The following is a 21,964-nucleotide window of genomic DNA, read 5'->3' as shown; positions in this document are numbered from 1 at the left end:
CGCCCCCGGCCGGTCCGGTCCGGCACTCAGCGCAGGCGGCGCAGGCGCTGGGCGAGAAGCGTTTCGATCTTGACGAGCGACTCGCCGAGAACCTGCCGCTCCTCCCCGTCGAGCGCGCCGATCAGCTCGAGGTCGAGCTTGCGCCAGACCCCGAAGACCTTTTCGCGCACGACGCCGCCCTCCTGGGTCAGCTGGACCATGGTGCGCCTCAGGTCGACCTTGTGCGCGCCGCGCTCCACGAAACCCTTCTCGATCAGCCGGTCGAGCATCTTCGAGATCGTCGATGGCCGCACGCTGAGATCCTCGGCGAGGACCGAAACGCTGACGGGCTCGTTCGGCAGGAGGCGGACGAGAAGCTGGTCCTGGCCCGGATGAAGGCCGATCTCGGCCAGAAGCAGGGCGATGAAGGCGCGGGTTGACTTGGCGATCGCGAGCAGGGACGTCACGGTCTCGGTGTCCGAGGCGACGGCCTGCGCGGCTGTGATCTGTGGTTCGATTGTCGTATCCATAGCCGGCATAATGCCTCGACCCGTCAGCCACGACATTAAACTAGATTATAGAAGTCCAACTTATGACATGCGCGGAACGGCCCTGATCCGAGGGCGCCGCGCGCAAGCGGAAGAGGAGACCTCGAGGATGGCGGATGTGAGGGTCATCTGCGCGATCGGGCGCAGCGGACAGCTCGGGCTCCACGGCGGCATGCCGTGGGAGGGAAGCCCCGAGCGGGTCTATACCGAGGACGTGGAGCGCTTCTTCGACATCACGCGGGGGCACGTCCTGATCTGCGGGCCGAAGACCGTCGCCTCCTTCCCCGATTTCGCCCATGAGGACCGGACGATCGTCACGATCCGTTCGAGCGAGGACCCGGAGGAGGTCCTCTCCCGCTTTTCGGACCGCGTCGTCTTCGTCGGCGGCGGGCCACGGGTCTGGGATGCCTATTCGCGCTATGTGCGCCACTGGGACATCAACCGGCTGCCCTATGACGGGGAGGCCGATACCTGGTTCGATCCGGCCTGGGTGCTTGCCGGGGGCGCGCAGGCGCGCCGCTGAAAGCGGTGTGCTGACAGGGCATCCGGGATCCAGTCCGGGTGCCGGGTCGCGCCGTCGAAGATCCGAAGCGTCTCGCGTCGGGGGCGGCGGCGTCAGGCGGAAAGGTCGGGAAGCACCACGCCGAGATCGCGCGGATCGGTGCCGCATTCGCGCCGGATCGCATGGCAGGCCGTTTCCATGAGTGCCTGCACGCGTGCGGCCGCTTCGGGTGCCATGCCGCGCGTTCCCGCAATGCGCGCGGGCGCGATGAGACGCAGCGAATTCGTCAGGACGAAATGCCGGCCGGCGAGATCGCCCCGGGAACCGAGGCCGAGCGAGCGCTCCTCGATCCCTGCAGCCCCGTTCTCGAGAAGGAAGCGCCGCATCACCCCGTCGAGGACGCCGTCGGCGAGCGGCGGGGTCAGGATGTTCCCGCCCGTGATCTCGAACAGATTGGCGAGTGCCGTGCAGGCGATGTGGCCGCGGCTGTTCAGAAACACCGGCTCGTTCGCCCCTTGCGCGCGCACGCGGTTCGTTTCGATGATCGCATCGAGATAGCTGAGGGTCTTGTGGCGAGCGGTGAGCGATGTCTCGTTGCGCCGCGTCTGCGCGAGCGCGATCGTCAGGGGTGCGAAGACGAGGTTCGGCGCGAAGGCCGAGGCCGAACCGAAGACGGTCGGGTTCGGCCGCTCGGGCAGCGCGAGACCCCGCGCCCCGGTGCCGCGGGTGACCGTGATGCGGATCGATCCGTCCCCGATCTCGGCCGCGAGCGCGCTCTGCGCGCGTTCCAGTTCGCCGCGCGAGACGGGAAGCGAGAGCGCCTCGCAGGTCGCCGCGAGCCGGGTGAGGTGATGATCGGCGCGAAACACCCGGCCGCCGATTGAGAGCGCGGTGTCGAAGCAGCCATCGGCGAGAGTGAACCCGCGATCGCCCGGATCGATCCGCGCCTCGCCGGCCGAGACCAGCCCGCCGTTCATCCAGACGAGGCTGCTCATCGCGGCGCTCGCGAAAAGGCGTCGGCGCGCCGCAGGAAGCTCTGGAGGAGGGTGCTTCCATCCTCGGTCAGGATCGATTCGGGATGGAACTGGACCCCGAAGGTCGGATGGCTTCGATGGCTGAGCGCCATGATCTCGCCATCGGGCGAATGGGCGTCGATGGTGAAGCCGGCGAGGAGTTCCGGCGTCTCCTCCACGATCAGCGAATGATAGCGGCCGGCCATGGTCCCGGGCTTCAGGCCTTCGAAGAGGTTGGCGCCATCATGCAGCATGGGCGAGGCGCGGCCGTGCATCGGGCGAAGGGCGCGGGTGACGCGGCCGCCGAAGACGTCGCCGATGACCTGATGGCCGAGGCAGATGCCGAGGATCGGGACCGTGCCGGAGAAGCGCCGGACGAGATCGCACGAGATGCCCGCCTCTCGCGGCGAGCACGGACCCGGCGAGACGACGATCGCATCGGGGCTCATCTCCGCGATGCTCGTGAGGTCGATCCTGTCATTGCGATGGACAAGGGTTTCCGCCCCCAGCCGCTCCAGATAGCGCGCCACATTGAAGACGAAGCTGTCGTAATTGTCGAGGACGAGGACCCTCATCGCTCATCCTCGAAGGCTGCGAAGACGCGCACCGCCTTGGTGAAGGTCTCCTCGTATTCGGCCTTCGGATCGGAGAGGACCGTGATGCCGCCGCCTGCGGACAACCGCGCCGCGCCGTCCTCGAAGGTGACCGTGCGGATGGCGATGTTGAGATCCATCGCCCCGTCGAAGCCGATATAGCCGATCGAGCCGCAATAGGGCCCGCGCCGGGTCCGCTCGATCTCGGTGATGATGTCCATGGCCCGGATCTTCGGCGCTCCGGTGATCGAGCCGCCGGGAAAGGTCGCGCCGATGAGATCGGTCGCGCCGAGACCGGCCTTCAGGTGCCCGGTGACGACGGAGACGAGGTGGTGGACCGCGGCATAGGTCTCGAGGCCGCAAAGGGTCGGAACCTCGACGGAATCCGCGTCGCAGACCCGGGAAAGATCGTTGCGCATGAGGTCGACGATCATGACGTTTTCGGCACGGTCCTTTTCGGAGCCGAGGAGACCGGCCGAAAGCCGTGCATCCGCCGCCGGATCGGGTGAGCGCTTCGCCGTGCCCTTGATCGGCCGGGTCTCGACGGCACCGCTTGCATCGAGCTTCAGAAAACGCTCCGGCGAGGAGCTGGCGACGACCGCCGGCCCGCAGTCGAGATAGGCGCCGAAGGGGGCCGCATTGGTCCGGCGCAGGCGGGCATAGAGGGAGAGCGGATCGAACCCGGCGGGAAGCGCGCTGGAGAAGGTCTGGGCGATGTTCGCCTGGAAGATGTCGCCGGCAAGGACATAGTCGCGCGTCGTCTCGATCGCCGCCTCGTAGTCCTTCGCAAAGAAGTTCGAGCGCCAGTCGAAGCCGCCCGGCAGCGGGGCGAGGGGAGCGGGCGGGGCCGCGAGCGCCGCCAGGAAGGTTTCGGTGCGCTCGCTTGCCCGCGCGGCTCGCTCGGACGCCGCCGCCGGATGCCCGCTTGCCAGAACGAAGGCGCGCTTTGCCGCGTGATCGAAGGCGAGAACGGTGTCGTAGAGGGCGAAGACGAGACTCGGGCGTGCCGGATCGAGATCGGGCGGGCTTGCGAGCGTTTCCAGATGATGGGCGAATTCGTAGGCGATATAGCCGATTGCGCCGCCCTGGAAGGGCGGAAGGCCGGGCACGAATCCCATGGCGAAACGGGCGAGAACCTCTTTCAGAGCGTCGAGCGGGGCGCCTTCGATCCGCTCCCCCGAAAGGGCCGCGCCCTCTGCGTCGACGGTGAAGACGGCGAACGGGTCGGCCGCCACGAAGGAGAAGCGGCCGAGCGTGTCGTGCGCCATCGCGCTGTCGAGAAAGGACAGGCGCCCGAGAGGCGCGAGCCGGCGCGCGGCCTCGAAGGGATCGAGCCAGTCGAGTTCTGTGACGCGGGGGTGGTCGGCGCTCATGGCTTGCGCAGATGCCTCTTCGCAGCGATTTCGTCAAACGGGGCGGATAAGAGCGGGGACGACCGCGTCCTCCCGGTCCGCCCGGTCCGGGAAAGAGGCGCGGGGAGGCGGTGCGACGTTTCGCCGATCTGCGATCCCCGACCCGTTCCCGAGTGCATCCTCGCACTATATCGCAGGAGAACGAAAGACGAATAGAGGCTCTTCGCCGCCATGACCATCAAAGCTTTCGACCCTCATGGACCCCGCCTGATACTCGCCGGCATGGGCCTTGCGCTTCTCGCGCTCGGCGGCTGCAACAGCGCGGCACCCTATCCGCTCGGCAGCCCGATCGAGGGCGCGCGCATCTCGGCCAATCCCTATCCGCCCGGATCGCCGGAATTCTGCCGCCAATATGCGCGTCAGAGCGCCGCCAATCAGTACGAGACCATCGTCGATCGTGGCGAGGACGGGTTCGGGATGCGGGCCCTCAAGGAGCATCAGGCCCGGCGGGACGGCGCCCGCGCCTATCGGCGATGCATCGAGGGCCGTCTGCGATGACGACGAAATCCGAGGAGACCGAAATGGCCGAGGATGCGGCAAGCGCTTCGCAGGTCGGACAAGGTGCCGGCCGGATCGACGAGACCGACCGGCGGCATCTCGTGCGATGCGTGGAACTTGCCCGGCAGGCCGTGAACGAGGGACACAAGCCGTTCGGCTCGATCCTCGTCTCGGGCGAGGGCGAGGTGCTTCGCGAGGACTTCAACCGGACCGGCAACGGCGATGCGACGGCCCATCCGGAGTTCGCGCTCGCCAAATGGGCGGGTCTCAACATGGCGCCCGAGGAGCGCGCGCGGGCGACCGTCTACACCTCCGGCGAACACTGCCCCATGTGCGCGAGCGCCCATGCGCTCGTCGGCCTCGGGCGTATCGTCTTTGCGTCCTCGACCGACCAGCTGCTCCAGTGGTTCGACGAGATGGGGGCGGACGGCCTGCCGTTTGCGACGGTGCGGGTGCGCGAGCTCCTGCCGAAGCACGAGGTGGCAGGTCCCGATCCGTCCTTTGCGACCGAAATCCGCAGCCTTCACGAGCGCGTCCACGCGCGATGAGGCGATCGGGCGATGCATAGCGCCGATCTCGCCTTTCCAGCCGATTTCGACGGCTGGCGGCAGGCCGCCCGCGCGGCCTTCTCGAACGGGGTCGCGGCCGAGGATCTCGCCTTCACCGTGAACGGGGAGGGCGGGAGCCTCTTCGCGCAGGCCTTGCCCGCCTACGATCCGGCCGGCCCCCAGCCGGTGGTTCCGAAGGCCTTCGTCGATCTGTCGCGCGCTCTCGTCTGCCACGCAGACGCCGACCGCTTCGTCTTCGCCTACCGGCTTCTGTGCCGGCTCCAGAGGGAGAAGCGGCTCCTCGACATCGCATCCGATCCGGACGTCCTGCGCGCCCGCGAAATGCAGAAGGCCGTGCGCCGCGACGCCCACAAGATGAAGGCCTTCGTGCGTTTTCGCGAGGTGGAGACGGAAGAGGGCCGGCACTACGTCGCCTGGTTCGAGCCGTTCCATCACATCGTCGAGGCGACGGCACCCTTCTTCGCGCGAAGGTTCACCGGCATGGTCTGGACGATCCTCACGCCCGAACGCAGCGCCCATTGGGACGGCGTCGATCTCACCTTCCTGCCCGGGGCACGCCGCGAGGACGCCCCGCGGGGCGACGACATGGAGGATCTCTGGCTCACCTATTACGCCTCGATCTTCAATCCCGCCCGGCTGAAGGTTAAGGCCATGCAGGCCGAGATGCCGAAGAAGTACTGGGCGAACATGCCCGAGACGGCCCTCGTCAAACCGCTGGTGGCCGGCGCCGAAGCGGCGCACCGCCGCATGCTCGAAACCGCGCCGACCCTGCCGAGTTTGCGTCACGACAGGATGAGCGAGAGGCGCGAGGCGGCGATGGCGAAGGAAACGGAAAGCGAGCCCATGCTAAGGCTCGACGAGGAGGGCTCGAACCGTCCGCGATCGATCGAGGATGCGCGCAAGGCCGCGGCCGACTGCCGGGCCTGCCCGCTCTGGGAACCGGCGACCCAGACCGTCTTCGGCAAGGGGCCGCCCGACGCACCGGTGATCTTCATCGGCGAACAGCCCGGCGACCAGGAGGATATCGCGGGCGAGCCGTTCATCGGGCCGGCGGGCAAGGTGTTCGACGAGGCGCTTCTTGCGGCCGGGCTCGACCGGTCCCAAGCCTATGTCACGAATGCGGTCAAGCACTTCAAGTTCACGCCGCGCGGCAAGCGACGCATCCACGCCAAACCCAATGCCGGCGAGATCCGCACCTGCCGTTGGTGGCTGGACCTCGAACGGGACATCGTCAAGCCGAAGCTGATCGTCGCCCTCGGGGCCACGGCCGCCAATGCCGTCCTGGGCAAGACGGTCACTATCCGCGATACCCGCTCCAAGCTGATGGATCTCGACGAGACCACCCGCTTCCTCGTCACGGTCCATCCCTCCTATATCCTGCGGCTGCCGGACCGGGATGCACAGGAGCGCGAACGCGCAGCCTTCAAGGCCGATATGGCATTGATCCTGAAGACCGTGCCGGAACTTGCGCTTCCGGCCTGAGGGTTCTGGACGCGAGGCGGCCGGGAGCTGAAGCGTCGGACCGAAACGTCGACCCGCTCCCCGGACCATCCGAAGCGTCGAAGGGAAAGCGAAGCCCCGAACCCGGTTCTCGAACCGGATCCGGGGCTCGAGGTTTCAGATCAGCGCTGGAAGCCCTTCGGCGCCTTCTCGCCCCGGCGAAGGGCGTCCTCGCGTTCGTCCTCGCTCATCTCCTCCCAGCGCTGGACATCCTCGGGAATGTCCTCGCCGATCAGGTCCTTTCCGAGTTCCTCGCCGCGATAGCGCTTGTCGGTGCGCTGGATCGCATCGCCGAAACCGCCGGTATTGTTGTAGGTGTTGTCCGTGCCCATGGCCGTGATCCTTCCATCGTCTCTTTAAGAGATGAGATAAGGCGTCGCGCGCCGGGCGCACAGATGGCGGATCGTGAGATGCTCATGAACGAAAAGCGAACGCTTCCGTTGTACGACGTCGCCGGGGCCGTTATGGCGAAGGCTCCAGTCCATCACAGTCGTCCGCCGACCCGGAGCCCTCGAAGATGAGCGACACATCCCGCCTGATCGCACCGGACAAGCGCGGTGAAGACGTCGACACGACGCTGAGGCCCCAGGCGCTCGACGAATTCGTGGGGCAGGCGCAGGCGCGGGCCAATCTGAAGGTCTTCATCGGTGCCGCGAAGGCGCGGGGCGAAGCCCTCGACCACGTGCTCTTCGTCGGACCGCCCGGCCTCGGCAAGACGACGCTCGCCCAGATCATGGCCAAGGAGCTCGGCGTCAACTTCCGGGCGACCTCGGGTCCGGTGATCGCCAAGGCGGGCGATCTCGCCGCCCTTCTCACCAATCTGGAGGAGCGCGACGTCCTCTTCATCGACGAGATTCATCGCCTGAGCCCGGCGGTCGAGGAGATCCTCTATCCGGCGATGGAGGACTTCCAGCTCGACCTCATCATCGGCGAGGGGCCCGCCGCGCGTTCGGTGAAGATCGACCTGTCGAAGTTCACGCTCGTCGCCGCCACCACCCGCATCGGTCTTTTGACGACGCCCTTGCGCGATCGCTTCGGCATTCCGGTGCGCCTCAACTTCTACACCGTCGCCGAACTCGAACATATCGTGACGCGCGGGGCCCGGCTGATGGGGCTGTCGATGGACGAGGCGGGGGCGAAGGAGATCGCGCGACGCTCCCGCGGCACGCCGCGCATCGCCGGCCGGCTGCTTCGCCGGGTGCGCGATTTCGCCGAATTCGCCGAGGCCGGCACGGTGACGCGCAAGATCGCCGACGAGGCCCTCTCGCGCCTCGAGGTGGACAGCCTCGGCCTCGACCAGCTCGACCGGCGCTATCTCGATCTGATCGCCCTGAATTTCGGCGGCGGCCCGGTGGGGATCGAGACCATCGCCGCGGCCCTCTCCGAGCCGCGCGACGCGATCGAGGACATCGTCGAGCCCTATCTCCTGCAGCAGGGCTTCATCCAGCGCACGCCGCGCGGCCGGCTCCTGACCCAGACCGCCTTCCGCCATCTCGGCCTTGCCGTTCCGGCCGGCTATCAGGGCGTCCAGTCGAGCCTGTTCGAAGCGGACGAGGAGGATTGAGCGCAGGCGTCGCCGGCGCGCGTCACGGCTATTCGGCGACGATCTTGTAGCGCTCGCCGGCCCGCGTCTCGCCGCCCGCATCGATGCCGTTGAGGAGACGGAACAGGCCATCCGGACGATCGACGCCGACCATGCGCCGTGAAAGGCTCGCGACCGTGTCCCCGGCCGAGGCCTGGACGATGCGGATACGCAGCGGCTTCAGCGAATTGCGCTCGGCCGCGCTCAGCATGTGGAAGCTCGAGGCGACGGATCCTGCGATGGAGGCGACGCGCGAGGCGTTGACTGCGGGAACTGCGGTGAGGAAGCGGTAGACCTGATTGCCGACGCGAACGACCGTGACGTCGAAGGCGTAGTCGCCGCCCGCCGCCCGGGCCGAGACGGCTTCGAGGCCGCCCAGCTGCCGGCGCTGGATCGTCGACTTGTCGAGACCGCCGACCCAGCCGCTGGCGATGTAGTCCTCGAGGCGCGCCGAGGGCGACAGCGCCACGCCGTCGAACCGGATCGCCACGTCGTCGGGTCCCGTCGCCAGCACCGCCTCGGAGGTGTTGTCGATGACGAAGCCTTCGGGCACCATGAAGGCGATCCCGAGGCCCGGATGGAAGAACTGCCGGCCGCGCACATAGCCTTCCGACGCCGAATCCCCGAAAAGCATGCCGTCGATGCCGGCGAGATAGCGGTCGCGGTCGGTGGTCCCGACGCCCGGCGCGCCCTGTTCGCTCGCATGGTTCCGGGCAAGCTGGATGCGCTGGGGCGCCGACGGATGGGAGGCGAGGAAGTCGAGCCCCGGATTCTGCACCTGGAAGGCGTTGCGGAAATTCGTATAGGCGTCCATCGCCGACAGGAACCGGCTGGCCGCGTAGGGGTCGAAGCCGGCACGGCCGATATGGGCGATGCCGAGGGCATCGGCCTGAAGCTCCTGCTGGCGCGAGAACTGGGCGACGCTCAGCCGGTTACGGGCGAGCGCCATGCGTCCGGCCTGATCGCTGGCGAGGACCTCCGAGACGACGCGGCTCGCGATCTCGGCCTCGCGCTCGCGCTGCTGGCGCTCGATGCCGTGATTGGCGGCCACATGGCCCATTTCGTGGCCGATGACCGCCGCGACCTCGGCCGAATCGTTGGCGAGAGCCAGGAGGCCCCGGGTGATGTAGACATAGCCGCCGGGCAGGGCGAAGGCGTTCACATTGGGGGAATTGAGAACGGTGATGTTGTAGGCGCGGGTCGGATCGGAACTCGCCGCCTGGAGCTTGCCCACGACGCCGGCGAGCATCCGCTCGACCTTCGGATCGGAATAGGCGCCGCCATATGCGGCCAGGATCTTCGGATGCTGGGAGCGGCCGATGCGCGACTGGGGGTCCTGCGCCTGCGCGGTCTCGAAGGTGACCGGCGGACGGGATGCCGTGTAACCGGTTTTCAGGTCGCTTTCCGACAGGCCGAGGCCGTCCTCGATCGTCGTGCAGGAAGCGGAGGCGAGCAGAAGACCGGCCGAGACGAACAGACCCAACCGGCGTGCAATTCCCTTACCAGCGCTGGACGCTTTCACAACCATGCTCTTTCAATCGTGCCCCAAACTCTCGCCGTATCGCCCGGTCACCCGGTCGTCGATCGCTGCCACAGGATAAGCGTCGGCGGTTGTCCCCCATAGAGTGAACGCGCAACAGGACGTTCGAGAATCCGCACCGTCCCCACGACACGGACCGGTTCACCGCTAGGTTCGAAATGAGGTTTCAATGGGGCGTCGGACGCCTCCCGGCGCCCGCTCGAGCCCCGGTATCCGGTGCGTGGCGCTCCGCCGGCAACCGTTCTTAACCAATGTTGCGACCCGTCCGCCAGGCGCCGAGATAGCGGGCGACCTCTTCAGGCGCATCGGCACCCAGCATCCGCTCCACTGGTCCGATCTCGCCGATCCGCCCCTCGTCGAGAAAGGCGATCCGGTCGGCGAAGGCCCGCGCATCTTCCGGATGATGGGTCACCATAAGGATCGTCAGCGGCGTTTGCGTGAAGCTGCGGCGCAGCCGGTCGAGGGTCTCCAGCATTTCGAGCCTGAGGGCCGGCCCGAGCGAGGCGAACGGCTCGTCGAGGCACAGGAGCGGGCGCCGACGCAGAAAGGCCCGGGCGAGGGCCACCCGCTGGCGCTCACCGCCGGACAATTCGTGCGGCCGCCGCTCGCCCTTGCCGGCGAGCCCGACCGCTTCGAGGCCCTCGGTCACCGCCTGCCGCTCCTCGCGCGTCATCCGGCGGTTCGGCGCGATCCCGAGCGCGACGTTCTGCGCCGCCGTCAGATCGGGGAACAGATTGTTGTCCTGGAAGACGATCGACAGGGGCCGCGCGGCCGGCAGCGTTCGGGTGACGTCCTCGCCCGAGACGAGGATGCGCCCGCGATCGAGCGGAAGAAACCCCGCGACCATGTCGAGAAGGGTGGACTTGCCGGCCCCGCTCGGGCCGATCAGCGCCAGCCACTCGCCGGCTGCAACGCTGAGATCGATCGAGACCGACCACCCGGCTCGGGCAAAGCCCGCACCGTCGAGGAGGAGGGCTGGCGGGGTGTCGCTCATGATCGGGCCCCTAGACTGCTGGAGCGCTCGGCGAACCAGATGAGGGCGAGGCAGACCACGCCGAGAATGAGGGCGAGGCCCGCCGCATCCTCCGTGCGGTAGCTGCCCATGCGCTGATAGAGAAGATAGGGCAGGGTCGTGAACTCCCGATTGCCGAAGAGGGCGATGGCGCCGAGATCGCCGAGCGAGATCGCGACCGATAGCGCGAAGGCGAGGCCCATGGGGCGTCTGAGGGCCGGCCAGTCGAGAAGGCGGAACCGCGACAGGCCGGACATGCCGAGACTGTCGGCGAGCTTCTCGCTGCGCAGATGCGCGTCCTGGAGCGCAGGTCCGAGGATGCGGACCGCGAAGGGCACGGCCATCGCCATATTGGTCAGCACGACGACATAGGGCGCGGCGGCGAAGACATTGGTTACCTGCCGCAGACCGAGGAACCAGCCCGCCCCTAGGACGACCGGGGGCACGACGAGGACGAGGCTCGCCGTGATCTCCAGTCCGCGCCGCGGAATCGCGCTCGCGATCACCGCCCGGCGCTCGGCGCTCGCCAAAGCCTCGACGCCGAGAAGGATCGCGACGGAGAGGAAGATCGCGAGCGTTCCGGACGACAGCGAGACCCAGAGGCTCGTGACGAGTGCGTCGAGAACGGCGGGTTCCGTGAGGAGACGGACGAGATCGGCCTTGAGGCCCGCTACCAGAATGGCGACGAAGGGCGAGAGGATGAAGAGGAGGCCGGCGAAAAGAACCGCAAGATCGAACAGGCTGCGCCAGCGGCTCGGCGTGTCATGGCGCCGGGCGGTGCCGCCGAGGCCGAAATCGCCGGCTTCCGCGCTGCCGAGGCGCGTTGCGAGCGTCAGCACGAGGGCCGTCAGGGCGATCTGCAGAAGAGAGAGCGCGACCGCGCGGCCTGGATCGAACTCGTAGCGCAGGGTCTGGTAGATTGCGACTTCCAGCGTCGTCGCGCCCGGCCCGCCGCCGAGGACGAGGACGATGGTGAAGCTCGTCGCGCACAGCATGAAGACGAGGCTGGCGGCTGCCGGCAGGGCCCGCCGGATCGCCGGCCATTCGACGAGCCGGAAGGTGGTGAGGGGCGAGAAGGACAATTGCCCTGCGAGCCGCCAGCTTTCTCTCGGTACGGCGTCGAGGGCCGCGATCATCAGGCGCGCGGCAAGCGGGATGTTGAAGAAGGCATGGGCGAGGAGGATGCCTTCGAGGCCGTAGATCGAGAAGCGCGGCAGGCCGAGCGCCGCGCCGAGATCCGAGACGACGCCGTTGCGGCCCCAGACCGTGATGATCGCGAGCGCCCCGACGAGGACGGGAAGCGCCTGGGGCAGGAGGAAGATGCGCAGGACGCTCGTGCGTCCGCGAAAGCGGGCGCGGTGGAGGGCGGCTGCGAGCGGAATGGCGGCGAGGACCGAGATGAGTGTCGAGAGCGCGGCCTGTTCGAGCGTAAAGAACACGACGCCGCGAAGATAGCCGTCGCCGAGGATCGAGGCGACGGGAAGCTCGGCCCCGGTGCCGGCGAGGAGCAGCACGAACCCGCCCGCGACGAAGCCCGCAAGAGCCAAGGCCGCAAGAAGCCCCAGGGACAGGCGCCAGAGCCGGTCCGTGTCCGCCCCGAGCCGCAGCCCGCCGCCGGCATGCGTCTTAGCCCCGTCGCCGACCGATGTGGCGGAAGCGGCTGCGCGGATCCCGTCGCCGCCCTTGCGAGACCTCATGCCCATGTCGAGGCCGGGCGCGTCAGCGGCCGAGCGCTTCGAGCCATTCCTGCGTCCAGGCCTGGCGGTTCTTGGCGACGATCTCGGGGTCGATATAGATCGGGTTCTTCACCTCGATCAGGTCGTCGAAGGCGGGCGGCAGATCGATCCCCTCGATGACCGGATAGGCCCAGTTGCCGGTGGGGATGATCGACTGGAACTCCGGCGTCAGGATGAAGGCCAGGAACTGGCGGGCGAGATCGGGATTGTCGGAGCCCGCGAGCATGCCCGCGACCTCGATCTGCAGATAGAGACCTTCGGAAAAGTCGGCGGCACGGTAACGCTCGCTCTCCTCCTCGATCCGGTGATAGGCCTCGGAGGTGGAATAGCTCATGACGAGCGGCACCTCGCCGGAGGTGAAGAGACCATAGGCCTCGGACCAGCCGGGCGTCACGGTGAGGATGCGTTCCGCCAGTTCCTCCCATTTGGCCTTCGCGTCCTCGCCATAGACCGCCTTCATCCAGAGAAGGAAGCCGAGGCCGGGCGTGGAGGTGCGCGGGTCCTCGATGGCGATTGTCTGTTCGCGGTCGCCGGAGACGAGTTCGGCGAGGCTCTTCGGCCAGTTCTCTGCTGCCTCGGTGTCCACCATGACCGCGAGATAGGAATAGTCGAAGGGAACGAAGACGGGATCGGAATAGTCGATCGGCAAGGCGAGGGGGCTGAGATCGGTGCCGCTCTCGGCAAAGAGACCGGTGGCCTTCGCCTCGGGGACGAGATCGGTGGTGAGACCGATCACGATGTCGGCGGGGGAGGAGGCCCCTTCGAGCTTCAGCCGGTTGAGGATCGCGACGCCGTCCGCCAGCCCCTCGAAGCGCAGATCGCATTCGCAGCGGGCCTCAAACGCCTCTTCGATCTTCGGGCCCGGGCCCCATTCGGGCACGAAGCTCTCATAGGTATAGACCGTGAGGACGGGCTTGCCTGCATCCTGCGCGAGCGCTTCGCCACTGATCGCGAGGATACCGGTCAAGGTGAAGAGACCGGTCAGGGAGAGGGGGCCGGGAAGGGGGCTGGCGAGCGTCAAGTCGTTGTCTTTCGTTCGCGTCGGAAAGCGAAGGACGTGGTGCGACCGCCAAGCCCTCATTCCCTCCGCCGGCATGATCCGGATCAGGTTCGACGGGTCGGCCAAGGCCTCTCAGCCGATGAGGTTTCGCGCATCGGCGCCCCGTGTGAGCGTGTCCCCCAATCTAGACGGTTTGCCAGCGATTGGAACCGCCGGGATGCGATCGAAATGCGGGCGAGCGACATGCGGATGGCAAGGGACTTGGTCTTTCCGCCTCGCCGCCCCATTCTTCGCCCTATGAGCCAGTTCGCAGTTCTCCTTGCCGGCCCCATCGAGGCCAGCGCGCGCCTTCGGGCACGCCTTGCCTCATGCCGCGTCATTGCCGCCGATGCGGGCATTCGCCACGCGCGCGCGCTCGGCCTCGAGCCGGAACTCTGGCTAGGCGATTTCGATTCGGTGGACGAGCCGCCGGAGGAGACGGATGCGGCGGAGATCCGATCCTTTCCGGCGGGCAAGGACAAGACGGACGGCCAACTCGCGATTGAGGCCGCGATCGAGCGCGGCGCGACCTCGATCCTCCTCGTCGGTGCCCTCGGCGGTCCGCGCAGCGACCACGCCTTCAGCCATTACGTACTCGCGCTCGCGCTTGCGGAAGAGGGCCATGCGGTCGAGTTCGACGACGGGCGCGAGCGGGCATGGCCGCTCGGTCGAGGCGAGACGCGAGAAGTGGCGCTGGAGCCCGGAACCCAATTCTCGATCCTGAGGTTCTCCGACGTCACGGGGCTCACCATCGAAGGCGCGGTCTATCCTCTCGACGGCGTCGATCTTCCCTTCACCTCGATCCTGACCCAGTCGAACGAGGCCGACGGCCCGATCCGCGTCCGCATCGAGACGGGCCGCGCGATCCTTCTCGCCCAGGCCGACCCCTCCGCCCATTGAGGCCGACGCCCGCGCGGCTCATGGCGGGCACCCGCCATTGGGGACCTCACGATCGCCATCCCCGCGCCACCCCCCGCGCAAAGCCACCGGTCCCCGCACCAAAACGGTTTCGCTCGCCACCAAACTCCCCTATAAGAACCCCGACGGTCCCGTAGCTCAGCAGGATAGAGCATCAGATTCCTAATCTGAGGGTCACAGGTTCGAATCCTGTCGGGATCACCAGTTCTGCGAAGGCTCAGAGGCGCTCGAAAATCGTATTGATGTATTGGCCATCAACGATTTGGTCAGAGACCCGGAACCCTGTGGCTTGGGCTAGGACCTCGGGTGATCGTCCGAGAAGAAAAAGGGTATGAAAGCGCGTGAAGGCGTATTCATATCGGTAGCACGGTGAGGAGTGCGCCATCTTCCCACCTGGTTTCAGGAGATCGTGGAACTCGCGAAACTGCGCGAGTGGATCGCGGAAGTGCTCGATCACGTTGTTCGAGAAGATACCGTCGAAGCGGGCCGAGATCTGATCACGGCTGTTGACGACGAATTGACTGCTGACGTCGGCGCTCGGTTCGTAGCCCCAGACGTCGTATCCGCGGTCTCTTAGTGAACTGACAGTCGAACTCCATGCTCCTCCGCATCCCCAGTCGAGAAAGAGCCCGCCGGATTGCGGCCGAAGAGATTCGAACGTCCGGGTTTCGTTCTCGATCGAGTCGCTTTCCGAATAACGCGAGTAGAGAAGTTCGTAGTCGAGGGAGACGAAGGCCTCGTCGAGATCGAGATATTTCTGTGGGCCGAAGACGCAGTCGCAGTTCGGGCATTGATAGCGCTCGAGTTCGCCGCCCCCGAACATGCATTCGGAGGTCAGGACTTCGTAGTCTCTTCGAGATCCTTCGAACCCGCAGATGATGCACTGAAGCGATCGGGTCTGAAGAGCGATCGAATAGGACCTGTCGAGCGCTTTCCAGAACGACCTGATCGAGTATGTCTCGGCGATCTTCTGCTGCCGTTCCAGCAGTGCGAGACGCTGCTCCAGATCTCCGTTCGACATATGGTTTCCATCCGGTCAAGGGCCTATCTCGTCGTGAGCAGGCATCGTTCTATCCGTAAAGCCAGCCCGCTTCTCTGGATCGACCAGATCGCGACGTCAGCTGACGCCCTCAATTCTAGCCTCCGGATTCGAGCTTGTCGCGTCGGATCGGGTGCGCCGTGTCAGCTGGCGATCTCGCTGTTGAAGTCACGCATCTGGAGCGGAACCCGAATGGCACCGGATCGATGCGCGGGTCTCATTGCAGACGTTTCTGGTTTACCAGTCGATGCCGCTTTCCGAGATCCGGTCCGGGGGCTGGCTATCAAGGACGAGCAGCGATTATCGAAGCCCGCGCCCAATCGGTGAGCTCGCGGAACGGGCCAATCTCCGACAACGGGAGGTATCGCCATGGAAGCACTGAGACGCAAGGGCGTGCGGGCGCGGTTGGTTCTCGTGCTTGGGTTGACCGGCTTCGCGATCACGGGTGCCGGTGTGGCCGCGAATGCGCAGACGGGTGAGACGGCTCGGGGGTTGGCGGATCTTCTCGAATCCGCGCCGGTCGCGCCTTCCCGGCAGGGCGAGGCGCCGGAGGACCCACCGAGTGTCCGGCCGAGCCTGCCACCGGGTGCGGATATCCTCGTTCTGGGCGGCGGCGAGCTCGATCCGGGCAGTTCGGGCGTTCTGGAAGCGCTGGAGCGGTTGCGGACGGTGACCGAGCGCATCGATGCCCTCAAAAATGCGCGGTGAGCGCTGCTGACGTCTCGTCTGAGTGAGAAGCACATCATCAGCCTTCCTGGATTATGGGAGGCTGATCATATCGACTCTGCCGTGATTGCGGGGCCAAACGTAAGCTACACCACGCCCTGAGACACGGTCGCCTTTGCCGGGTATGCCATGCACATCGGAAGCGGTTTTGAGTGGTCCCTTGAGTCTCGTCTCGCATCCGTGACGGGAGAACCGCTGTTCGCGTCAGGGCATCCAGGCGAAGCGTGGGACCGGCTTTCGGAGAATTTGATGCGGCAGCATGAAACGGGAGCTTCGGAGCCACCTTGGAAACGGGAACGCGCGGCACTCGGCCGGCCGTTCATTCCTCGGTCAGGCTCAGGACGGGCTGGCCGAGAGGCCGGTCGCAAACCCGCCGATCACCTGCCGTTCCGATGCTCACCTGTCGTTCACAGCGACGTGGCAGGGCCCGGCAGGGCTGTTCGAAAACCGAAGGCCGCGTCCCGTCGAGCCGAGCCGGTGCGGGCGGGAGAGGGGAGCCTGAGGCCCTACCACTCGGGAGGGTTCGAGCCCGATCCCTCACCAATTCGATGCCGCCACCGTTTGCCGTGGTCGGCCGTCTCAGTCCCCGCGCAGGCGAATGGCTTGGCTCACCCAGGCCTGCTCGGCGATACGGCCCTTCTTGCAGGACAATGCGTGTTCGACCCAGTCGCACTGCTCGCGGGTCCAGCCTGCGATCTGATCGAAATGGAAGATGCCGAGATCGTAGAGAAGGCGCTCGAGCGCCGGGCCGATGCCGTCGATGGCGGCGAGCGAATCGGGATAGGCGCCCTCGCGCGGCGCCTTGAGGCGAGGCGGCTCCTGGCCGACGGCCATCGACCCCGAAAGTTGCGCATCGCTCAGTTGCGCCTGCGGAGAGCTTTGCGAAGGCGTCGGAGCGGGCTGGGATGCCGTATACTCGTCCGCCGACGCCTCGAGCTTCGATGATTTCGTCCGGCGGATCACGTCGACGCTGATCGTGCTGCCGCCGAAGCTCGCGAACCGGGCTTTCGTCGAGGGAGCCTTGGTTTTTCCCGGCTTGCCTGCAGACGGCGTCCAGGAGGAATGTTTGGCCTTGATCTGGGCGCGCTCGGCCGCTTTCTCGTCCTCGGTCTTGGACAGGCGGCGATAATCCACGGTGCGGAAATCGCGGCGATAGGCCTGCGCCTTGTGCTTCTCCTCCAGCGGATCCTCGCTGCGCTGATAGGACGGATCGATCGCCTTCGACTTCAGGCTGTTCATCAGCCTCTGGTCGGCGACGGGACCGGGATCCCAGTCGTTCGAGGCCGGCGAGGCGCCGATCCGCTTCGGCTTCCCGGGCTTCTTGTCGTCTTCGGAGGGAGGCATGATCGGTCCTTGCTGCTCTCGAACGTGGATGGCGCTCCAAGGAACATAGCGGGCGGGTCAAAGGACGGCAATCGAGCCTGCGGACCGTTTCAGGCATCGCCGGGCATGGCTTGGCCGCCGGCCGGGATGGCAACTGGCCTCCAAACGCGAAAAGGGCCCGGCCGAAGCCGAGCCCTTTCCGATCGAATTGAACGTTCCGATTAGAAGGAACGAACGAACTGGACGAAACCAGCGGTCTGGTCGATCGAGTCGCCACGGACGACATTGCTGCCGTTGAGGTCGAGGTTCACGTAGGAGACTTCGGCGAGCATGTCGAAGTTGTTCGTGATCTCGTAGCCGACGTTGCCGACGAACTTGTAGTAGTCGCCGCCGCCGTCGGACACGAGAGCCGTGCCCAGCTGGTTGAACTGGAAGTTCTCGAAGGCTTCGCCGTAGATACCAGCGACCGAGAGGCCGAGCTTGCCGAAGCGCTGAGCGTAACCGGCGCCAACCTGCCATTCCGAAGCGACGTCGCCGAGGAACGGGTTGATGCTGTTGTTGCCGAGGGTCTGAGCGTTGTCGAACAGGCCGACCGTGGAGTAGGTCGACGGATCGAACGCGTAGGAACCTTCGACGCGCAGCTCGGACTCAGGAGCGATCAGATCCTTGAGCGAGACGTTCGCCTTGAGGACGAAAGCGTCCGGGTCGTTCGAGGAGAGAACGCCGAGGGTCGAGGAAGCGGCGGTCGCTGCGGTGGTCGCGAAGACCGGCGTGTCGATACCGGCGTCGAAGCGGCCATTGCCGTTCAGGTCGATGAAGCCGGTGCGGGCCGTCGAAGCGGCGACGCCACGGGTGAAGGCCGGATCGTTGAGCGGGCCATTGCCCGAACCGACGGACTCTTCGTAGACACCGTAGAGGTTGAAGCCGCCGAAGCCGCCCGAATAGCCGAGCTTGGCGACGACGTTCGGAGCGAAGTCACCGCTGCCGTCTTCTTCGAGGCCGACCGTGGCCGAGAGGCCAGCTGCCGCGAAGGTGTAGGACACGCGGTTGGTCTGGATGTCGCCGATCGGGAGATCCGTGTCGGTGAGCAGGCCGTCGTCTTCGGTGAAGAGCGAGTCGAGGTAACCCATGGTCAGGCCGCCGAGCTGAATGAAGCCCTGGTCCATGCCGTACTGACGGTCGTTCGAATAGGCGGCGGTCAGGCTGTTGGTGGCCTGGACGCGAGCCTTTGCACGCAGGGTGCCGAGCTCGGTCTCTTCGCGGGCGTCGAAGTCGAGGCGGACGCGAACCTGCGTACCGGCCTGGTAGTCGTCGCCTTCGCTGTTGCGAAGGAAGTTGACGCCAGCGTCGTTCTCGACAGCACCGGCAACGGCGTACTTGAAGCGGACATAGCCGCCGACGCGCAGGCACGTCTCGGTGCCCGGGATGTAGTAGAAGCCTTCACCGTAGACGTCGCAGACGCGGACGTAGTCGGTGGGCTCTGCCATGGGAACGATAACGTCCGCAGCGCGGGCGCCGGTGACTGCGACGAGAGCCGCAGCGGAGCCGAGAAGAAGGCTCTTAATGTTCATGTCCTGACCTCCAGTCATATGTCTATGGGTTGGGGCATCGTTCGAGGTCCCCCTCACTTGCCCGTCCCTTTCGAAAGCCAGCGCGATTTGTCCCCGCGGTCTTTCTGAGGATGAACATATCGACCGGTGCGTTCGGCGCAATTACAGAAATGCCACACTACCGGCCAACCGGCAGGACGGTCACACCCGTGTTGCGCCGAGAACACGTTTTCGGCAACGAAGTGTTAAGCACGAGTTTGCGCGGAAATGTGCTTAGGTTTTGAAATAAAAGAGCTTTTGTCTGAACAGGGTCGTCCTGGCCGGCCGGGCGCATTCGCGAGGCTCAACCGCCTCCGCCTTGCTGGAAGGGCGCTCAAATGGCCCCGGAGATCAGGTTCGCGAAAGTTGAGGTCGCTCTTCGGCCCGGAGGCGCGCGCGTGACGCATCGTCGGGCCGGGTCAGAACGTGCGAACGAAGACCGCGATCTGGCACAGAACGACGACGAGGGTCAGCACGAGCCGCAGTCGTGCGAACCATGAGGGCAGCTTGCCCCGGCGCGCGGAATTGAGGTCCCAACCGCCCTGGAGGGCGAAGCAGACCGCGAACCCGGCGAAGGCGTAGGGGGCAGGGACGAGGACGAGCAGCCAGCCGGCGATCGAGGGCAGGACCGAAAGGATCAGTTCGTGCCTCTGGTGCGCGGCTGGACGAAGACCGACACCCCAGCGGATGCCGCCGAGAAAGGCGAGGATCGAGGCCGAATAGGCGCTGAAGGCGAGGGAGACCGTGTCGAAGCCGATGGTCTGGCGGCCGCCATAGGCCAGAAGCGCCGACAGGAGAACGAAGGGCACCAGACCGCCGAGCCCGAGCGTCCATGCGGTTTTCGCCGGAGCGTGGACCGGGGAGGTTGCGGATGGACCGGGCTTTTCGTCGGGCGTGTTCGTCTCTTGCATGGAGCGATAGTTCGGCCGCCCATCCCGCATTTCAAGGCCGCGGCATGGTGTCGGCAGACCGATCAGTCGCGCTTGAAGATGACGCGCCCGAGCCAGCCCGTGACGATCGCGAGGGCGACGGCGAAAACGCCGTAGAGAAAGGCATAGCGGGTGGCGAACTGATCGACCTGCGCCTGGAAGCCGACCTTTCTGACTGTGAGGATCTGGCGCTGCTGGCCGACGACGGCGCCTTCGCGGAAGAGATAGGCCCGCACGACATGCTCGCCGGTGGCAAGATCCGGCGGCAGGACGAGTTCGGCGCGAAACAGCGTCGATTCCGCCGCCTGATACCGGACGCTTCCTACCGCCTGGACGTAGAGGTCGTCTCCGGTCTTGATCTGCCGCAAGGCCTTGTCGAAGCGCGTGCGGTCGGCTTCGGTCATCTCGGTCTCGCCCAGCGTCGGCGTCGAGCCGTCGATGCGCAGATTGTCGATGCCGAGTTGCAGCCGTCTGAGGGTCGCGGCCGAGGTGATGTCGCGCAGTTCCCGGGTGCTTGCGACGGAATAGGTGTTGGGCGCGTCGCGGATGGTTTCCTGGGCGCGGTTCAGCCAGATGCCGAAGAAGCGCTCCTTCTCGCGCACCACCACCGGCGCGCGCGGGCCGAACAGCGCCACCACGATATCGTAGCGTTGCTGGCGCAGGATACGCATGTCCGCGTTCCCGATCGCGCCGAAGACCGTGAGGGTCGCGCCGTTGAAGTCGGAGGTGATGCCGATCCGGTTGGTGGAGAGCCCGATCTCGAAACTCTCCTGGGCGGTGCTCGCTCCGGTCTGGCCGGTCTGCGCGCGCGCGCCCATGCCGGCGACGAGGGCGACGAGGACGAAGCCCGCGATCGTGGCGAGGACCCGGCGCCAGATGGCGGGTGCGGATCGTGCGGACGGGGCCGGGCTCATTCCACTTCACCCGTCGGGCTCGCCAGCGAATAGAGCGCATCCGGCTCGACCACGAGTTCGAGACCGAGACGCACGCCGACGGCGAGAACGAGGATGGCGAGGAGGGCGCGCAACTGGTCGCCGCGAAGCTTGCGCCCTGCCGATACGCCGAACTGCGCTCCGATGACGCCGCCGATCATCAGAAGGAAGGCGAGCACCACATCGATCGTCTGGTTCGTCCAGGCCTGGAGAACGGTGGTGACGGCCGCCGTGAACATGATCTGGAAGAGGGAGGTGCCGATGACGACATTGGTCGGCACGCGCAGGAGATAGATCATGGCCGGGACCATGATGAACCCGCCGCCCACGCCCATGATGGCGGCGAGAATGCCGATGAAGAAGCCGAGCGCCAGAACCGGAATCACCGAGACGTAGAGGCGCGAGGCCGGAAACCGCATCTTCAGCGGAAGTCCGTGGACCCAGTTGTGGGTGCCGGGACGGCGCAGGCTCGCGGGCGCGCCGCCGGAGCGCCGGCTGGCGATGAGGGACCGGATGCTCTCGTTGAGCATCAGCCCCCCGGTCGTTCCAAGAAGCACCACGTAGAGGAGCGAGACGGCCAGATCGAGCTGGCCGAGGGTTCGCAAGAGCCCGAAGAGCCAGACCCCGATGAGCGATCCCCCCGTGCCTCCGATGAGCAGCATGGTTCCGAGCTTCAGGTCGATCGTTCGCCGTTTGTAGTGCGCGAGAGCGCCGGAAAAGGAGGAGGCGATGACCTGATTGGCGCCGGTGGCGACCGCGATGGCCGGCGAGATGTTGTAGAAGATGAGAAGCGGGGTGATGAGAAAGCCGCCGCCGACGCCGAACAGGCCCGACAGGAACCCGACGGCCGCACCCATGCCGATGATGACGAAGATGTTGACCGAGATTTCCGCGATCGGCAGGTGAAGGAACACGAGACGCAGCTTTGCTCTGGAGCCCAAGGACCAAGGGTCCAGAACCTCTTCGCGCGAAGGCGGCGCAAAAG

Annotated in this window: 22 protein-coding genes, 1 tRNA gene and 1 riboswitch; of the genes, 8 read left to right on the top strand and 15 right to left on the bottom strand. The window is 66.4% G+C overall.

Going from position 1 to position 21,964, the window contains the following annotated elements:
- Positions 1 to 26: 26 nt before the first annotated feature.
- The gene (locus tag DYI37_RS11295; RefSeq protein WP_116683317.1) at positions 27 to 509 is read right to left on the bottom strand and encodes a MarR family winged helix-turn-helix transcriptional regulator; all 483 of its coding nucleotides are present in this window, start codon (positions 507 to 509) and stop codon (positions 27 to 29) included.
- Between the two features lie 127 nt (positions 510 to 636).
- Here DYI37_RS11295 and DYI37_RS11290 point away from each other — a divergent pair, with 127 nt between their 5' ends.
- A complete protein-coding gene (locus DYI37_RS11290) occupies positions 637 to 1,050 on the top strand; it encodes a dihydrofolate reductase (protein WP_116683518.1) in 414 nt (137 codons plus the stop codon).
- 92 nt (positions 1,051 to 1,142) lie between these two features.
- On the opposite strand, the gene DYI37_RS11285 is transcribed toward DYI37_RS11290, so the two are convergent.
- The 3 genes from DYI37_RS11285 to pabB are packed head-to-tail and all read right to left on the bottom strand — an operon-like array spanning position 1,143 to position 4,008.
- The gene (locus DYI37_RS11285; RefSeq protein WP_245413876.1) at positions 1,143 to 2,024 is read right to left on the bottom strand and encodes an aminotransferase class IV; all 882 of its coding nucleotides are present in this window, start codon (positions 2,022 to 2,024) and stop codon (positions 1,143 to 1,145) included.
- Positions 2,021 to 2,617 (bottom strand): anthranilate synthase component II, encoded by a 597-nt coding sequence (locus tag DYI37_RS11280; RefSeq protein ID WP_116683316.1) that lies wholly within the window; start codon positions 2,615 to 2,617, stop codon positions 2,021 to 2,023. The genes DYI37_RS11285 and DYI37_RS11280 overlap by 4 nt, the downstream gene beginning before the upstream one ends.
- Positions 2,614 to 4,008: an aminodeoxychorismate synthase component I gene (pabB, locus tag DYI37_RS11275; RefSeq protein WP_116683315.1), complete on the bottom strand. Its 1,395-nt coding sequence runs from the start codon at positions 4,006 to 4,008 to the stop codon at positions 2,614 to 2,616. Before pabB ends, DYI37_RS11280 begins: the two co-directional genes overlap by 4 nt.
- Positions 4,009 to 4,218: 210 nt before the next feature.
- Between pabB and DYI37_RS11270 the strand changes: the two genes are divergently transcribed.
- The 3 genes from DYI37_RS11270 to DYI37_RS11260 are packed head-to-tail and all read left to right on the top strand — an operon-like array spanning position 4,219 to position 6,596.
- Entirely contained in the window at positions 4,219 to 4,545 is a 327-nt protein-coding gene (locus DYI37_RS11270; RefSeq protein WP_116683314.1) for a hypothetical protein, read from the top strand.
- A complete protein-coding gene (locus DYI37_RS11265) occupies positions 4,542 to 5,093 on the top strand; it encodes a nucleoside deaminase (RefSeq protein ID WP_245413875.1) in 552 nt (183 codons plus the stop codon). The genes DYI37_RS11270 and DYI37_RS11265 overlap by 4 nt, the downstream gene beginning before the upstream one ends.
- A gap of 12 nt (positions 5,094 to 5,105) precedes the next feature.
- A complete protein-coding gene (locus DYI37_RS11260) occupies positions 5,106 to 6,596 on the top strand; it encodes a UdgX family uracil-DNA binding protein (protein WP_116683313.1) in 1,491 nt (496 codons plus the stop codon).
- A 140-nt stretch (positions 6,597 to 6,736) separates the two neighbouring features.
- On the opposite strand, the gene DYI37_RS11255 is transcribed toward DYI37_RS11260, so the two are convergent.
- Positions 6,737 to 6,946, bottom strand: a complete 210-nt coding sequence (locus tag DYI37_RS11255) for a hypothetical protein (RefSeq protein WP_116683312.1) — start codon at positions 6,944 to 6,946, stop codon at positions 6,737 to 6,739.
- Positions 6,947 to 7,131: 185 nt separating this feature from the next.
- On the opposite strand from DYI37_RS11255, the gene ruvB reads away from it, so the two are divergent.
- Positions 7,132 to 8,178 carry a Holliday junction branch migration DNA helicase RuvB gene (gene ruvB / locus DYI37_RS11250; RefSeq protein WP_116683311.1) on the top strand — a complete coding sequence of 349 codons (1,047 nt, stop codon included), beginning with the start codon at positions 7,132 to 7,134 and terminating at the stop codon, positions 8,176 to 8,178.
- Between the two features lie 28 nt (positions 8,179 to 8,206).
- Here ruvB and DYI37_RS11245 read toward each other — a convergent pair whose 3' ends face one another.
- From DYI37_RS11245 to thiB, 4 genes are all read right to left on the bottom strand, one after another.
- Entirely contained in the window at positions 8,207 to 9,724 is a 1,518-nt protein-coding gene (locus DYI37_RS11245; protein WP_116683310.1) for a M48 family metalloprotease, read from the bottom strand.
- A 256-nt stretch (positions 9,725 to 9,980) separates the two neighbouring features.
- Positions 9,981 to 10,730: a thiamine ABC transporter ATP-binding protein gene (locus tag DYI37_RS11240; protein WP_116683309.1), complete on the bottom strand. Its 750-nt coding sequence runs from the start codon at positions 10,728 to 10,730 to the stop codon at positions 9,981 to 9,983.
- Positions 10,727 to 12,445 (bottom strand): thiamine/thiamine pyrophosphate ABC transporter permease, encoded by a 1,719-nt coding sequence (gene thiP / locus DYI37_RS11235; protein ID WP_116683515.1) that lies wholly within the window; start codon positions 12,443 to 12,445, stop codon positions 10,727 to 10,729. The genes DYI37_RS11240 and thiP overlap by 4 nt, the downstream gene beginning before the upstream one ends.
- 22 nt (positions 12,446 to 12,467) lie before the next feature.
- On the bottom strand, positions 12,468 to 13,469 hold the full coding sequence (thiB, locus tag DYI37_RS11230) for a thiamine ABC transporter substrate binding subunit (RefSeq protein ID WP_116683514.1): 1,002 nt from the start codon (positions 13,467 to 13,469) through the stop codon (positions 12,468 to 12,470).
- Between the two features lie 78 nt (positions 13,470 to 13,547).
- A riboswitch (TPP riboswitch) is annotated at positions 13,548 to 13,659 on the bottom strand.
- Between the two features lie 122 nt (positions 13,660 to 13,781).
- Here thiB and DYI37_RS11225 point away from each other — a divergent pair.
- Positions 13,782 to 14,423, top strand: coding sequence for a thiamine diphosphokinase (locus DYI37_RS11225; protein WP_116683513.1), 642 nt, complete (start codon positions 13,782 to 13,784; stop codon positions 14,421 to 14,423).
- A gap of 145 nt (positions 14,424 to 14,568) precedes the next feature.
- Positions 14,569 to 14,645 (top strand) — tRNA-Arg (locus DYI37_RS11220).
- Positions 14,646 to 14,658: 13 nt separating this feature from the next.
- On the opposite strand, the gene DYI37_RS11215 is transcribed toward DYI37_RS11220, so the two are convergent.
- Positions 14,659 to 15,462, bottom strand: coding sequence for a class I SAM-dependent methyltransferase (locus tag DYI37_RS11215; protein ID WP_116683308.1), 804 nt, complete (start codon positions 15,460 to 15,462; stop codon positions 14,659 to 14,661).
- Positions 15,463 to 15,849: 387 nt separating this feature from the next.
- On the opposite strand from DYI37_RS11215, the gene DYI37_RS11210 reads away from it, so the two are divergent.
- Positions 15,850 to 16,188, top strand: coding sequence for a hypothetical protein (locus DYI37_RS11210; protein WP_116683307.1), 339 nt, complete (start codon positions 15,850 to 15,852; stop codon positions 16,186 to 16,188).
- Positions 16,189 to 16,785: 597 nt separating this feature from the next.
- On the opposite strand, the gene DYI37_RS11205 is transcribed toward DYI37_RS11210, so the two are convergent.
- From DYI37_RS11205 to DYI37_RS11185, 5 genes are all read right to left on the bottom strand, one after another.
- Positions 16,786 to 17,550, bottom strand: a complete 765-nt coding sequence (locus DYI37_RS11205) for a hypothetical protein (RefSeq protein WP_116683306.1) — start codon at positions 17,548 to 17,550, stop codon at positions 16,786 to 16,788.
- 200 nt (positions 17,551 to 17,750) lie between these two features.
- Complete coding sequence (locus DYI37_RS11200; RefSeq protein WP_116683305.1) at positions 17,751 to 19,100, bottom strand: porin; 1,350 nt, start codon at positions 19,098 to 19,100, stop codon at positions 17,751 to 17,753.
- Positions 19,101 to 19,537: 437 nt separating this feature from the next.
- On the bottom strand, positions 19,538 to 20,029 hold the full coding sequence (locus tag DYI37_RS11195) for a DUF3429 domain-containing protein (protein ID WP_158555153.1): 492 nt from the start codon (positions 20,027 to 20,029) through the stop codon (positions 19,538 to 19,540).
- A gap of 62 nt (positions 20,030 to 20,091) precedes the next feature.
- Positions 20,092 to 20,961: a TIGR02186 family protein gene (locus tag DYI37_RS11190; protein ID WP_245413874.1), complete on the bottom strand. Its 870-nt coding sequence runs from the start codon at positions 20,959 to 20,961 to the stop codon at positions 20,092 to 20,094.
- On the bottom strand, positions 20,958 to 21,836 hold the full coding sequence (locus DYI37_RS11185) for a sulfite exporter TauE/SafE family protein (RefSeq protein ID WP_425365044.1): 879 nt from the start codon (positions 21,834 to 21,836) through the stop codon (positions 20,958 to 20,960). The genes DYI37_RS11190 and DYI37_RS11185 overlap by 4 nt, the downstream gene beginning before the upstream one ends.
- Between the last annotated feature and the right edge of the window lie 128 nt (positions 21,837 to 21,964).

The sequence above is a fragment of the Fulvimarina endophytica genome, from assembly GCF_003403015.1.
Taxonomy (GTDB): Bacteria; Pseudomonadota; Alphaproteobacteria; order Rhizobiales; family Rhizobiaceae; genus Fulvimarina; species Fulvimarina endophytica.
The sequence above is the reverse complement of the archived record's forward strand: the minus strand, read 5'-3'. Positions and strand labels throughout refer to the sequence as shown.